Here is a 13350-nt window from a genome sequence, read left to right on the forward strand (position 1 = left end):
ACACCGTCGCGGTCCGTAGGACTCTGACACTGGCGGCGGGACGTGACCGGCGGCGGTGGCAACGGTCGCTGAGGCATTCGCTTTGATTGTCGCCTTGCGGGGACACTGCGCCGGGAGCAGCTGACGGCGGCCTCGGCATCTGGGTCGCGTTTGGCTGGGAGCTCATGGCGGCGTTACTGGCGAGTTCGCTTGATCGTGGGGACATGTACCCGACGTTCTCTCACGGGCGGGGAGAAGCTCGATGAGTCGCACTTCCCTCGCAAAGGGCAGGGCCGTCTCGCCTCCAAGTGCAGCGCGAGACATGATAGAAATGTAGCGTGAAGTGTGAGCAAAATGTATCGTGGACTACGAGCGCAGGAAGGGTGTCCGATTGAAAGCCGTGATCAATGGGGGTGTTAGCGAGAATAACCAGACGTGCTATTCACGCCGAGTCATCGACACAGAGCTGGACGATCTGTTTCCGGCGCTGTCGGCAATTGCACTCGAGGGGCCCAAAGGCGTCGGCAAGACCGCTACCGCCGAACGTCGCGTCGCGACCATATTTCGGATGGACGCGCTCCACGACCTCGAGCTCATCCGCGCGTCCCCCGACATCATCAAGACATCCCAGCAGCCGGTTCTCATCGACGAATGGCAGCGGCACCCGCCGGTCTGGGACCTCGTTCGGCGTGCCGTTGACGACACGCAAGGAACCAGCCGCTTCCTCCTGACCGGAAGCGCAGCACCAAAAAATGCACCAATCCATTCAGGTGCCGCTCGTATCGACAGTCTCCGGATGCGGCCGATGTCCTTCGCCGAACGAAATATCGAGACACCAACGGTCTCGGTTCTCGATTTGTTTACGGGTCATGCTGCAATCGGCGGCGAGACCGAGATCGACCTGGAAGGGTACGTGCAGGAGATTGTGGCCTCCGGCTTTCCGGGAATTCGATCGTTGCCCGGTCGCGCACGGCGTCTTCGCCTCGACGGCTACGTCCAACGCGTCGTAGAGCACGAGGTCGTGGACGAGGGGATGCTGCGTAGGCAACCGGCGCAGCTGAAGTCTTGGATGGCGGCATACGCCGCAGCGACCGGCTCCACGGCAACCAGCATCACCATTGCCCAAGCTGCCTCCTCTGGCAGCGATGTTCCCGCACGATCGACGACTGAGCGATATCGTGATGCCCTCACTCAGCTGTGGCTCCTCGATCCAGTACCCGCGTGGCATCCAGGCAACGACTTTGCACGGCTGAGCTTGTCCCCTAAGCATTTTCTGGCCGACCCAGCGCTTTCCGCGCGCCTTCTCGGTCTAGATGAGCCGCGGCTCTTGGCTGGTGCGAGAACCAAGATGCTCGGGCCTCAGGACAGAACGGCGCTGGGCGCCCTATTTGAGGCGCTCGTCGCGCTCAGTCTGCAGACCTATGCGCAAGCCGCAGAAGCCGTTGTCCAACACATCCGCACATCACGCGGAGATCACGAAATAGACTTCCTGCTTCACCGAAATGACGGCACCAATATCGCTGTAGAAGTAAAACTGACCGGCGCCCCAGACAGCAGCGACGTACGCCACCTTCTGTGGCTCAAAGAGCAACTCGGAGAAGACCTCACCGACATGGTGCTCATTTACACCGGTTCACACGCGTACCGCCGGCAGGACGGCGTTGCCGTCGTGCCACTGGCGCTGCTCGGCCCCTAATCCATCTGTGTATCTTCGACTCACGGGTAAAGGCAACAAGGATTCGACAATGCCACTCACGGAGCCGGTGCTGCGCGCGCTCCTCGCAGCCGCCAGCGACCGGACGACCGGCTCCGTGGTGCTCACCAAGCGCGGCACGACGCAGAACCGGCGCGGCACGTACGGCCGCTGCAAGATCCTCGTCAACCGAGCCGGCCTCCCCGCCGGAACCCACCCACACACGATGCGACACGCCGCCATCACGGCCGCGCTCGACGCCGGCGCACCACTTCGCGATGCGCAAATATTCGCCCGACACAGCGACCCACGCATCACGACGCGTTAAGACCGCGGCCGCCAAAACCTGGACCGGCACGCCGCGCACCTGGTGAGCGCGTACATAGCTGGGGAAGCATGCCCACGTCGTGAGCATCCTGCGACGTAGGCGACGGTATCGTCGGGGTGCGGCATTCGCTTAATAGCAAGCAACTGAAGTTCGGGGCAGGGGTGCCATGCAATCACGCACGTGTGTCAGCGAGATTTCACTCGGTGCCCGCCATTAACCGCCGCAGCAAAATCCACACAATATTGACAGATATAGTCCGACATGGGACCATATCTGCATGCATCTATCTACGTCTCAAGCTGCGACGGAGCTGGGGGTTACCGCCCGGCAGGTGAGGCGAGCGGTCGCGAGTGGTCGCATAGTTGCTACGAAGTACGGCACCTCCCACGCAATCTCCCAGCGTCAGGTTCAGGCCCTTGAGCGCACGGCGCACCGGGGCCGCAACTGGACAGACGAGGTACAGAAGGCCGCTCTTGACCTACTCGCCACGGGGAAGACAACTGAGTTGAGCAGCACCGAACGGAGCCGACTGAAGCACCGCGTCCGGAGCTTGGACGTAGGCGCGCTCGCGGGCCAGGTCCTTCGGGGCCGGGTGTCGCTGAGACGAGCGGCAAGCGACGAGGCCAAGAGTCGTTTCGTTTCCGTGCTGGCCAGTGAGCTTGGCCTCTCCGCTGGCGGCGGACTGGGCGTATTGGTCGCACATGACGCCAGCCGCGCGGCCAGAAGGTCTCGTCTGGGCCTCGATGACTCCGGCGATATTGCTGTCATTGAAGGCGACGAGGTACACCGCCGAGTGCTTGAAGCCCTGGCTCTCTACACCTACGGCGATGCGCGCGAATGCTCAGCGGCGACCCAATGGATCACCTCTGCCCAGGAAGCCGTATGAATGACCGCCCACTGATCAAGATTGACGCTCGATCGAGCCAATGGGAACCACCCTGGCCGTCGGCCTTCGAGCTCGCGCGCCTGCTTCCGCAGGGCTTATGGACACTCGTTGGTGGCCTCATGGTGAAACTTCATGCTGAGCTGGCTGGGCTGCCGGCCCCGCGCACGACTGTAGACGTGGACTCTGCCCTTCACCTCGAAACCCGGGCGATCACTTTTGCCCAGGCAGCCACACGTTTGCAGGGAGCTGGCGACGTCCTGGATGCAACAACCAAACACGCATATCGTTTCGATCGAGGACCAGATCGCGTGGACCTCATGTGCTCAGACCGTCAATCCACGTGGAAACGCCCCCGCTACGACGGCCGCCCGCTGTTCGGAATCCCCGGAGGGACCCGCGCACTGCAGCAGACAATCAACATTGATGTATTGACCGAAGCGGACACGGTCAGGCTCGTCATCCCGACTGTCCGTGGTGCGCTGGTACTCAAAGGAGCTGCCTATCTGGAAGACTCCCGAGATCGAGGCAGACACGCTGAAGACGCAGTGGTGCTTCTCGCCTGTATGGATGATGCCCGCGAGGCGCTGATCGGGCTGAGCCAACGAAGCCGCCGACGGGTGCGAGCACTTGTCAATGTACTGACCGAGCAGACAGGGCCTTGGGCCAACCATGATGACGTCGTTCAGGCGCTCGGACGTGAAACGCTCGCCGAGTTATCGGAGCTGCTGGGCAAGTAGTCAGTCGTGAAGCCACACGGCATCGTGGTGACCTCGAGCAATGAGATCGTCAACTCTGGCTCCTCCCTGCTGTCGCTGTCGCGCCACTGCGGGTCCGGGTGGCAAGCCGCACTTAACTGTCGCTCGGTCGTCGAGCGGGAGTCGCGGCAGCACCGGTGAATACGCTACCGAGCGGCGTCTGACTGAGGAGGTACGCGAGTGACCATGCCACCACGAGAACAATGACGAAGTGCGCGACCGGGGGCATATAGACCGGGATCTTGCTCAACAACAAAATGAATGCACTGTGGGTCAGCACAACCGCGAGCCCGACGGTGGCCGCCCGCGTAACAGCTCCGGCAACCCGTGGCCTGATGGAAGCAAACACCCTTTGAAATAAGAGGACGAGACCTGCAGAGATGGCGCTGGCAACCACGACGCTCACGACAGGAGTGCCAAAATCACCCTGCTTCATGTCTAGTGGCTGCGAGAGGCCGGTGACGATGAGGGCTGCTGAGCCGGCCAGGAGGGCCACTGAAACCCAGCCCCTCGACCTGAGCCGCGGGGCGATCCGGCGAAAGGAAATGCCCGCGAGGATGAAGATCATGGCGGGCACGGCAACGCCCAGCGAGAAGGGGACGGCGGTCAACGCGTCGGGGGCGAGGTAGGCGACGGTCAACCCGGCAACGGCAACCGCCCAGGGTAGCCAGACGGGAAAGCGCTGCAGTGCACGAAGCAACAGGCAGGCGCCGAAGAGCGCGGTAACGAACCAGAAGGCGAAGAATGGTGCGCCCATGTAGGAACCGCCGAGCAACACGTTACCTACGTGCAGAGCCTGCCCGTTTGCCCAGAGGTACGTGCCGTAGACGGCGCCGATAGCGAGCAGCCACGCGACGTAGGGCACGAGCAAAGTGCGTACCCGCTTGCTGAATTCGACGCCCAGCGTGCGTTCGTTGGCCCAGAGGTATCCGCTGAGAAAGAAGAACACGGGAACGTGCCAGGTGTAGAGACCCATGCGGGCGATGTCATTGCTCTGGTCCGACCAGACGTGCCCAGCCACGATGGCCACAATGCCGATAACGCGCAAGCCATCGATCGCGGCCGAGCGCATTCTTGTACTGTCCACCTGGCGAAGCCTAGGGCTCCGCGCTTCCAGCTCGCTGAACTTCTTCTGGCGAGCCGCACGCTCGCGCCACCCCGGGGCAGATTTTGCACCCTGACCCCTTTCCCCTAACCGTCGAGCAGTGAGTTGAGCCGGTTGCAGCCGACGCGCGACCTTAGGGGCTCGGCGGAGCGATTTTGATGGAGAGTAGTTTTTCCTGGAGCACTGCACCGATGCTTTCGCTGTAGGTCGCGGTGAGATGACCGGAGTCGGCGTACACGGCTGATGTGCCGACAAAGGCGGGGCACAGAGCGTCAATACAAAACCAGGGCTGGGTGTTGATGAAAGTGGTGCCTGCCGTAGTTGCGGCGCTCGTTTCGGCACGGAGGAGAAGATTGAAGTCATCCTGAATCGAACGGATGCAATCACCCGGTTGAGACAAGGGGGTGTAGCAGGACTGCAAATTCTGGGCACCGGGCGGCGGCATCAGGCTGACCTTCGACGCGCGGGCAGGCAGCTCGGCGAGCGCGGCCGCGTAGGCAGCGGTCCACTCGGATTCCGCGTCCGGCCCTTCAGCCTGAGACGCAAGTCGTTTGATGGAGAGAAAAGAATCCGAGAGGATGATCAGGTCCGGGTCGAGCTGCTGCACCTTATGCTGCGCCCAGTCGGTGAATGATGCGCACTCGGTAAACACTGTGTCTCGGGCGGCCGGGTCGAAGACATCCGTTCTGGCAATGGGGCAGCTCTCCTTGGTGAGTGCCTGAACCGAATAGCCGAGGGGTTCCAGCGCCGAGATCACGGCCGGAAGCCAGCTGGTTGCGATGGAATCGCCCATGACGACCGCGGTGCGGGTGGGAGCGGATGCGCCGTAGGAACACAGATCGAAATTGCGGGCCGTGACGTTCAGGCATCCGTTTTCGGTCCATTGCGGCACTCGCTGATCGGCCAAATTGACGATCGGCGGGTTGAATTCGGGCCAGGTTGACGCCGATAACGCCGCGGAGAGCTGCGCCTGCACGGCATCGGCCTGCGGAGAGGTGGAGGGGCCCGTCGTGGGAGCCGGCGGAACGTAGCCGGCTGCGGGGTTGGGTGACAGCGACGGGAGAATGGCGAGGACGACGACGCCCAAGGCCAGGAGCGAGGCACCGGCCAGCCCGTTGCGTTTCATGGCCGGGGCGTACTGTCGCCGCCAGGCCAACCACTCGGATCGGCGGCGATGGCGACTCATCTTGCCGCCCAGCCACGGTGTTTTGTGCAGGGGCAGCTCAACCAGGTTGTAGGCGAGCGCCGACAGCACCGCGATGACCGCGACAACGACAACGGAGTACACCGGCGACGATGGCCGGATCAGGGTGCCGGCGAAGATGATGACCGGGAAGTGCCAGAGGTACAGGGAGTAGGAGATGTTGCCGAGGTAGCCGCTGACCCGGTTCGTCAGCGGAAAGAGGAAACGTTGTTCGCCTCCTATTCCGGCTGCAAGAACGAGGGCCGTGGCGACGACGGGGAGCACCGCCCACGGCGCGGGGAAGGGCATGGTGCCGTTGATGACGAAGATGGAGACGATGATGCCGAGCAAGCCCACCCACGCGAGAACGGGACGCATTCGGGCCGGCAACTGTGACCACCACGGCGCCGTGATGGCGATGAGCGCGCCGACGCCGAGTTCCCAGGCCCGGGTGAGGGTGGAGAAATAGGACAGGGTCGGGTTGGCCTGCGTGTCGAACATGGCCCAGACGAAGGACGCGCCGATGATGATGGCCATGACGAGGCCGGTAACCAGGCGTCGACGGTTGACTCCTACCTTGGCGGCGAGAATCAAGACGGCCAGCATCAGCCACGGCCAGACGAAGTAGAACTGCTCCTCGACGGAGAGCGACCAGTAGTGCTGCAGGGGGGAAACGGGGCCATCCGCCAGGAAGTAGTCGGTGCCGGTGGCTGCGAAGTGCCAGTTCGCGGTGGAGAAGAACGCCCAGATCGCATCCCAGAAGGTCTGGTAGAACCGGCCCCGGTTGAACAGGAGGAGTGCCGTACCCACGGTGACCAGTAAGACGAGCGTCGCTGCCGGGATAATGCGCTTGATGCGGCGCTGATAGAAGACGGTGAACGAGATGTGGTTGGTGCGCTCATGCTCACGCAGCAGGAGTCCGGTTATGAGAAAGCCGCTGATGACGAAGAAGACATCGACGCCCACGAAGCCGCCGGATGGCCACGCCCAGATATGGTCGAAAATGACGGCCACGACGGCGAGCGCACGGAGCCCCTGGATGTCGGCACGGACGCAGCTCGTGACAGTCGGCGCGCGCCGCAGCTGAGCGGTGGATGACATTGTTCTCCCTGTGGTCGGGGGCAAGTGTGCATTCAGCGCTGGATGCGTGGTGGTCCTAACGTGTTGAGGGTAGCGGATTGTGAGGGTTGCTCGCTATTTGTGCGCGAACTGGGGGCATCTGACTCGCCGATCGAGTGGGGAGCTTGCGAGCGATCGAGATCCCGGACGAAAGGTCTCGATCGTTCGTTTCTTGCAACTCGACCAGCGAACAGAGGCTCGCGTCTCGACCAGCGCGGGGGGGGCAGCCGGAGAGGCGGCTAACGGGAGTCGCGGGGCGGCCAGATGCCGTCGCATCCGTTTTGGAGACAGACGAATTGCCAGGTCTCTCCGTCGGAAACGGCCCCCATGCGCATCAGGCAGCGGGGGCAATTGGGCGGGCTTAGCTCGAGCGGAGCATCGCTGGCCAGCTCGGCCTCGGAATAGGGCGGCCCGAAGTAGAGCTGCGTGCAGCCGAGATTCGTGCAGCCGTAGTCATAGCCGTCACCGTGCCAGGCAACCTCCATGGCGTCCCCGCATTGCGAGCAGAGGCGCGGACGTTGCACGTCTTGCTTCTCGAACAGCCACGAGACGTTGTCGTCCATGGAGTGAGACTAGTCCCGCTGGCAGGGGTGTGCTGGGGATTCTAGGAACTGTGGAGAAGTGGGCGCTGCATACTCGGGGCAACTAGAGCCAGGACTGGCCGACATCGGTGGAGCGCAGGGTGAGGTCGCCGATCCAGAGCCAGAGGGTGTCGTCGGCGGATGCGACAGCAATGTTTGCGGCCAGCTCGGCGGGAGCTTCGTCGGTGGCGTAGCAGCCCGTGGTGCTCGCGCTCAGTGCAGCGGTCTCAGCGGCAGGGTCGAGCACGCCGACGTCGACGACGCTAAGGCCGAGGCACGCGACCGAGCCGGAGTCCGTCGACGAGGCGGCCGGGTCCCCCGCGGCCAAGGCGATGTAGCCCAGGTCGGTTGCGGTGAGGGTGAGCACTCCGGGGACGGTCAGGGGCGCTGACCAGGAGGCGGCGGCATCCGTTGTGGCGAAGATGCGTGCGTCGGGGCAGAGGACGGCGGCGGAGTCAGCGTCGGCCGGCGGCGTCGGTGGCGGTCCAGCTGGTGCCGGAATCGGTACTGAGTTCGGGTGCGGCCGGGGCCCTGCAGGTTCCGGTGCTGGCACGCCAAGCGGCGGTCGCCGACACCGCGGAGAGCAGGCGGGTGGCCGGCAGGGGCATCACCGTGGGCTCGGCCGTAGGCGAAGCTGTCGGGGTGGCGCGCGGCACGGGAAAAGCGGATGCCGTGGCGGCCGGCTCCGAAGACGCGTCGACGGCAGCATCAACCGAGGTCGAGGTGAGTGCGCTCGTGATGAGCGCGGCGTCGATGAGCAGGAAGAGTCCGATAGCGGAGTAGGCGATGATGCGACGCCGGCGGGGGTGCTGGGCCATCAGGCTCCTGCCGCGATCAGGGCGGCGGTGATCGTGGTGACGGATACGTTGATCGCGGCGGCGGCGCGGTCATAGACGGCGGCGGGCTGGCGGTAGGGGTCTTCGACGTCGTCGAGGGTTGGAGGGTTGGGCGAGGGGTGGAGTCCGCGGGTCGAGGCGACGGACGCGACGAAGGCTGGGAAGTCGAGGCCTGTTTGGGCGTCAGCGCGGGAGGCGTCAGCGGCGAAATCTTCGGCATCGGCCGGGGCCACCAGGCGGGCGAACTGGTTGAGGGTGAAGGTGTAGCGAGTGGCTTTGGGCAGCAGGGTGACGACGTCTCGACGGTGATCGCGGGTGGCAGTGAGCACGAGGTCGGCGTCGGCAATGAGCTTCGCGGTGAGCTGCCGAGCGACGTGATCGGTGTTTGACGCGCCGTATTGAGTCGACAGAGCGGCGGCTTCGGGCGTCATGGCGCTGCCCGTCATGGCGTGGGTTCCGGCGCTCGTGACCACGGCGTCGATGCCGGCGTTGCGCAGGTTTTCCCGCAGAAGCTGCTCCCCCAGTGGCGACCGGCAGATGTTTCCGGTGCAGACGATGAGGATGCGAGGCGCGGTCATCGGGCTCGCGATCGACGTAAATTGGGGGCGACGGGCTCAACAGGGATCTCGCCATAGGTGTTTCCGTAGCCGTACTGACCATATCCGTGAGCGCCGGGCGCTTTGGTGGGCATCATGGTCATGACGACGCCGTTGATGGCGCGCCAACACTGGCCAGGGCGGCGATGGCCCCCTTGAGCTGCGCCTTCTGGGTGCGCCCAGCTGCGACGATGAGAATGGCGACGCCGACACTCTTGGCGAGGATGGCAGCATCCGTCACGGGCAACAGTGGTGGGGAATCGAAAATAACGACGTCAAAGGTGCGATTGAAGTCTTCGATGACCTGCTTCATTCGCGACGATCCGAGCATCTCGCTCGGGTTCGGCGGAATGTGACCGGCCAGCAGCACGAACAACTGGCCGCGACCCCACGGCTGAATAACATCACTGAGCGCGGCGCGACCGATGAGCACGTCGGTGAGGCCCACGCCGCCCTCGATGTTCATGTAGTCGGCGACACGCGGGCGACGCAGATCCGCGTCGACGAGCAGAACGCGAGCACCGGAATCTGCCAGCGAAATAGCCAGATTGGCACTCGTCGTACTCTTGCCCTCACTACCGATCGACGACGTGATCATAAATGAGCGCTCAGCGCGCTCGACGTCGAGGTACTGCAGATTGGTGCGCAGTGTGCGAAAGGATTCCGCCCGCGAACTACGTGGATCGGCGTGCACGATGAGGGGGCGCTCGATAGCCTTCGGGTGGAACAGGATTCCGCCGATGACGGGCACGTCAGTGATCTGTTCCACGTCACGCTGGGTGCGGATGCGCGTGTCCAGGGTTTCGCGCAGCACCGCGAGGCCAACGCCGAGGGCGAGCCCCACGAGCGCGCCCCACGCAAAGTGGAGCGGTACATTTGGGGAGACCGTCGAAGTCGGAACGGTGGCAACTTGAACCCGGGGGAGTTTCACGGGCGATGCCGCGGTGGGGTCGTCCGGTTGCTCAACTTTTTTCACCTCGTCCGTGAGGCTCTGCGCGACGGCATTGGCAATTTCGGCAGCACGAATCGGGTCGGTGTCGGTTACCGAGATGTCCCTGATCGACGTGTCGAGCGGCGCCGAGACGGCAATGCGCTTGGCCAGCTCGACCGCTGTACTGCGAAGGTCGAGGCTCTCGATGACGGGCAGCAGAACCAGCGGCGTGGTTGCCAAGCGGGCGTACGTCTTCACCCGGGCGACCGCAAACTTCGCGCCCTGCACAAGGTCGCTCGTGGTGCCGCCCGACTCGGTCAAGACGACAGCTTTGGACGTAGTGCTAGAGGTAGGCGTCTGCACAATCGAGAAAACGGATGCTGCCGACACGGCTTGGCAGGTCGCCGCCACAATCAGGATCCAACTGTCGCGCAGGATGCGTATGTAGTCACGGAGTTCCAACTGCGTCACCTCCCGTTGCGGCACAAAGCTGCTACCCGGTAGTTTGGCACAGTTGCGCAAGGACACTTGATTGCGCAGCGCCCCGCGATCAGGGGGTCGAGCTGCTCAGCCGGCCGCTAGACGGCGGTGGCGGCGCGACGACGGAGAACGGTACGCAGGGTGATGAGGAGTCCCAGGCAGAGGAGCAGTGCACCGGCCGGGCTGGCGATGAGGGCAATCGGCACGTCGACACCGGCCGTAGCCAGGTCGTCGCTGCCGTCGGCGGCGGCGACGACGGTGATCGAGGCGGTGCCCGAGCGGAGCCCTGTTGATGTACGGCTTTAGGAGTCGGTTGCGTTGCTCGGCAAGGTCACGCTTCGGTCGAGGGCATCGGTGCTCGTAGCCAACTTTTCGATGTTCACGCTAGCGGCGCGCACGGCGGCGAGGGTAGCGGAACCTCCGCCGGAGACGGCAATCGACACCCGTTCGCCGGTGGCAAAGGATTCGTCACCGAAGGCGACAACGACCGTGCCGCCCGGCGTGTTGTTACCAGAAACGCTGATGAGATTGGCTGCTGCATAGCCGGCGGCGTGCGCTACGGCCGCACCAGCGAGCAGTGCAATACTCGCGAGCGCGAGCGTGGCACGAAGTTTTCTAATCAAGGTGGATCCCGGTGGTGGCAATGGTGCGGCTCCCCATGGCGAACCCTAACAACTGAGGTCGAGCTTCTCGGTTTCGTGCAGCGTTATTAACGGGGTGCTGCGCAGGGCGAGATCACCGGTGAACGGCCCGGTGCCGAGCCAGTCAAAGTGCAAAACGGTGCTTTCGCCGGGAGCCAGCTCGAAGACCACGGAGGTCACCGGATAGCTGGCATCGGTCGCGGGAACATGTTCCGCGTCGATGCCGTCCCGCGTGACACCGAGATTGTACATCGTCGGAACACCGTAAGCGGCGACCATGGTCTTGATGTTGCCGAGCGGCACCCCCGAGAGACCGCGGCCGGTGACATAGACGGGAAGGGAGGTGGCGGCATCCGCTGGTGCAGTGTTGGAGACGGTGACCTCGAGGGTGTATTGCGGGCGCCGGTCGGTGCGGCAGGTCTGCTGGCCGATGGCGGTTTCGACGTCGAGGTAGAAGTCCATTTTCGCGCCGGAGAGGTCGTTGATGTAGAGGCCGAATCGGTTCGTCGAATCGTCGCTGACCGGGCGGCCGCCGGCGAGGGTGGTGTCGTCGAGCACTGCCTGTTCGGTCTCGTCGGCGTTCCAGACCAGCACGCGGTGTTCGGCTCCGGCGCGGGCGAGCGCGGCGATGAGCCTGTTCGGGTCGGCGCGACCGCTCTTGACAGCGTCGAACACGGCGCCGGCGGCGGCCGCGAAGAAGATGTCCTGCTGTTTCAAGTCGTCATAGCGCGCGTACACGTCGTGCAAGAGCAGTGACACCGCGTTGTCGGCGGTGAGTTCGTCGCCGGTAGCGAGGGTGATCGGGCCGGTGGCATCGAGCAGGTAGCTCAGTGCAACCGGGTCGATCGAGAGCACGCCGTTCGCCTCAAGGCCGAATTGGAGCCGCCACATTTCGCGGGCCAGGGCTCCGGTTTGGGCGAAGTCGGGCGTAAGGGTGACATTTTGGATGTATTCGCCGGTGATGTCCCCATAGATCAGGGTCGTGTCGTCGCCGAGCGGCAGCACCGGCGCGGCAAACGGGTCAAAGTCCTCAGCGGTCGCCTGCTGGGTGAGTTCGACGCTGCCCTGATCGGTATGCACCAGGGCTAGAGCGCCAGGGATGCCGCCGGTCGCGCGCAGCTCGGCCAGGTTTTGAAACAGCAGGATGTAGTCGCGGGGAGCGGCCCCGCCGAGCATGGCCGGCAGCAGGGTGACGGCGCGATCCATGGCGTCCAGGCTGCTCGCGGTCTGCTCGGTGACGGTTTGCAGCCGGGTAACGGCGTCGCGCACCACGGCGAGTACGTTGTCGGTGTCGATCGCAGTGACATCTTTTACGGCGCGGGCGAGGGCTGTGTTGGCCTGGTCAACTGACGGCTGCGCGTCGAGCAGGGGTTGCAGGGCGATCGATCCGTCGACGGGCTTGAACGCGTTCAGGTCGAGGGTTCCGGCCAGACCGGCCAGCGGGGTGACGGCGTTCTGGGCGACATCATCGACGACGGTAGCGAGTTCACGCACGGCCGTGAGATTCGGTCCGAGAAACGGCAGAAATTCGTAGCCGCGCCAGATCGGGTCGCTCGTGCGCGACCGAGCAATTGCCGCGAATTCGGCCAGGTCGGCAGCGGTTTGAGCCGCTTGTTCACCATCGCCGGCCAGGATTTGGCCCTGAATGGTCGACGCGAGCGGAACGGCAGCTTCGAGGGCATCTTTGGCCTGCAGACCGCGAACGCCAACCCAGGCGGTGGCCGCCACGACGAAGATCAGCAGGCCGAGGACGACGAGCCCGACGATGGTGCGGCGGCGCGTGCGGGGCGCTGGGGGTGGGATTGCGGCGGGAATTGTGCTGGCCGGGACGGCGGCGGGGGCGGCAGCGGAGGCTGCATCGGCCGAGTGCTGCGCGGGGTCGTCAGAGTCGGATGCAGGCCGTGCCGAGTCTGGAGAGGGCATGGCCCTATTTAAGCAGACCGCGCGAGGAGAGCCCTCCGGTCAGCGCACACCAAGTCGGGTGGGTCAGGACTTGACGCGCGTGCCGCGGGCGCGGGCCGGTTCTGCCGGGATCGCCGTAGCTGTAGCCGTAGCCGTAGCTGTAGCTGTAGCTGTAGGCGTAGCTGTAGGCGTCCGGTCCGCTGGTGGGGAGCATGGTCAGCACGAGCCCGGGAGATGGGGCGCCGACACTGATGAGGGCGGCAATGGCACCGGTGAGCTGGTTCTTCTGTGTGCGACCGGCGGCCACGGTGACGGCGACTCGTGCGTGCAGCGTT

General features: G+C 64.3%; 14 protein-coding genes. 4 read left to right on the forward strand and 10 right to left on the reverse strand.

What is annotated here, in order from left to right; genetic code table 11:
• Window positions 1-340: 340 nt before the first annotated feature.
• From E3T43_RS04255 to E3T43_RS04270, 4 genes are all read left to right on the forward strand, one after another.
• A complete protein-coding gene (locus E3T43_RS04255) occupies window positions 341-1675 on the forward strand; it encodes an ATP-binding protein (RefSeq protein WP_241978804.1) in 1335 nt (444 codons plus the stop codon).
• Window positions 1676-1682: 7 nt separating this feature from the next.
• Window positions 1683-2000 carry a tyrosine-type recombinase/integrase gene (locus E3T43_RS04260; protein WP_255454168.1) on the forward strand — a complete coding sequence of 106 codons (318 nt, stop codon included), beginning with the start codon at window positions 1683-1685 and terminating at the stop codon, window positions 1998-2000.
• A 592-nt stretch (window positions 2001-2592) separates the two neighbouring features.
• The gene (locus tag E3T43_RS04265; RefSeq protein ID WP_134471473.1) at window positions 2593-2886 is read left to right on the forward strand and encodes a hypothetical protein; all 294 of its coding nucleotides are present in this window, start codon (window positions 2593-2595) and stop codon (window positions 2884-2886) included.
• Entirely contained in the window at window positions 2883-3623 is a 741-nt protein-coding gene (locus E3T43_RS04270; RefSeq protein ID WP_134471474.1) for a hypothetical protein, read from the forward strand. Before E3T43_RS04265 ends, E3T43_RS04270 begins: the two co-directional genes overlap by 4 nt.
• Window positions 3624-3735: 112 nt before the next feature.
• On the opposite strand, the gene E3T43_RS04275 is transcribed toward E3T43_RS04270, so the two are convergent.
• The 10 genes from E3T43_RS04275 to E3T43_RS04320 all read right to left on the reverse strand — a co-directional run bounded on the left by E3T43_RS04275 (window position 3736) and on the right by E3T43_RS04320 (window position 13322).
• Window positions 3736-4728 carry an acyltransferase family protein gene (locus E3T43_RS04275; RefSeq protein ID WP_166790254.1) on the reverse strand — a complete coding sequence of 331 codons (993 nt, stop codon included), beginning with the start codon at window positions 4726-4728 and terminating at the stop codon, window positions 3736-3738.
• Between the two features lie 151 nt (window positions 4729-4879).
• The gene (locus E3T43_RS04280; RefSeq protein WP_134471476.1) at window positions 4880-7030 is read right to left on the reverse strand and encodes an acyltransferase family protein; all 2151 of its coding nucleotides are present in this window, start codon (window positions 7028-7030) and stop codon (window positions 4880-4882) included.
• Window positions 7031-7287: 257 nt separating this feature from the next.
• A complete protein-coding gene (locus tag E3T43_RS04285; protein ID WP_134442927.1) occupies window positions 7288-7611 on the reverse strand; it encodes a hypothetical protein in 324 nt (107 codons plus the stop codon).
• An 82-nt stretch (window positions 7612-7693) separates the two neighbouring features.
• The gene (locus tag E3T43_RS04290; RefSeq protein WP_134471477.1) at window positions 7694-7996 is read right to left on the reverse strand and encodes a hypothetical protein; all 303 of its coding nucleotides are present in this window, start codon (window positions 7994-7996) and stop codon (window positions 7694-7696) included.
• Window positions 7997-8084: 88 nt separating this feature from the next.
• A complete protein-coding gene (locus E3T43_RS04295; RefSeq protein ID WP_134471478.1) occupies window positions 8085-8447 on the reverse strand; it encodes a hypothetical protein in 363 nt (120 codons plus the stop codon).
• A complete protein-coding gene (locus E3T43_RS19550) occupies window positions 8447-9043 on the reverse strand; it encodes a low molecular weight phosphatase family protein (protein WP_134471479.1) in 597 nt (198 codons plus the stop codon). The genes E3T43_RS04295 and E3T43_RS19550 overlap by 1 nt, the downstream gene beginning before the upstream one ends.
• A gap of 118 nt (window positions 9044-9161) precedes the next feature.
• Window positions 9162-10454 (reverse strand): polysaccharide biosynthesis tyrosine autokinase, encoded by a 1293-nt coding sequence (locus E3T43_RS04305; RefSeq protein ID WP_241978805.1) that lies wholly within the window; start codon window positions 10452-10454, stop codon window positions 9162-9164.
• Window positions 10455-10774: 320 nt separating this feature from the next.
• The gene (locus E3T43_RS04310; protein WP_134471480.1) at window positions 10775-11095 is read right to left on the reverse strand and encodes a hypothetical protein; all 321 of its coding nucleotides are present in this window, start codon (window positions 11093-11095) and stop codon (window positions 10775-10777) included.
• Window positions 11096-11140: 45 nt separating this feature from the next.
• The gene (locus tag E3T43_RS04315; RefSeq protein WP_134471481.1) at window positions 11141-13036 is read right to left on the reverse strand and encodes a DUF4012 domain-containing protein; all 1896 of its coding nucleotides are present in this window, start codon (window positions 13034-13036) and stop codon (window positions 11141-11143) included.
• A 4-nt stretch (window positions 13037-13040) separates the two neighbouring features.
• A complete protein-coding gene (locus E3T43_RS04320) occupies window positions 13041-13322 on the reverse strand; it encodes a hypothetical protein (protein ID WP_134471482.1) in 282 nt (93 codons plus the stop codon).
• Between the last annotated feature and the right edge of the window lie 28 nt (window positions 13323-13350).

It is taken from the genome of Cryobacterium sp. Hh7, assembly GCF_004403155.1.
Taxonomy (GTDB): Bacteria; Actinomycetota; Actinomycetes; order Actinomycetales; family Microbacteriaceae; genus Cryobacterium; species Cryobacterium levicorallinum.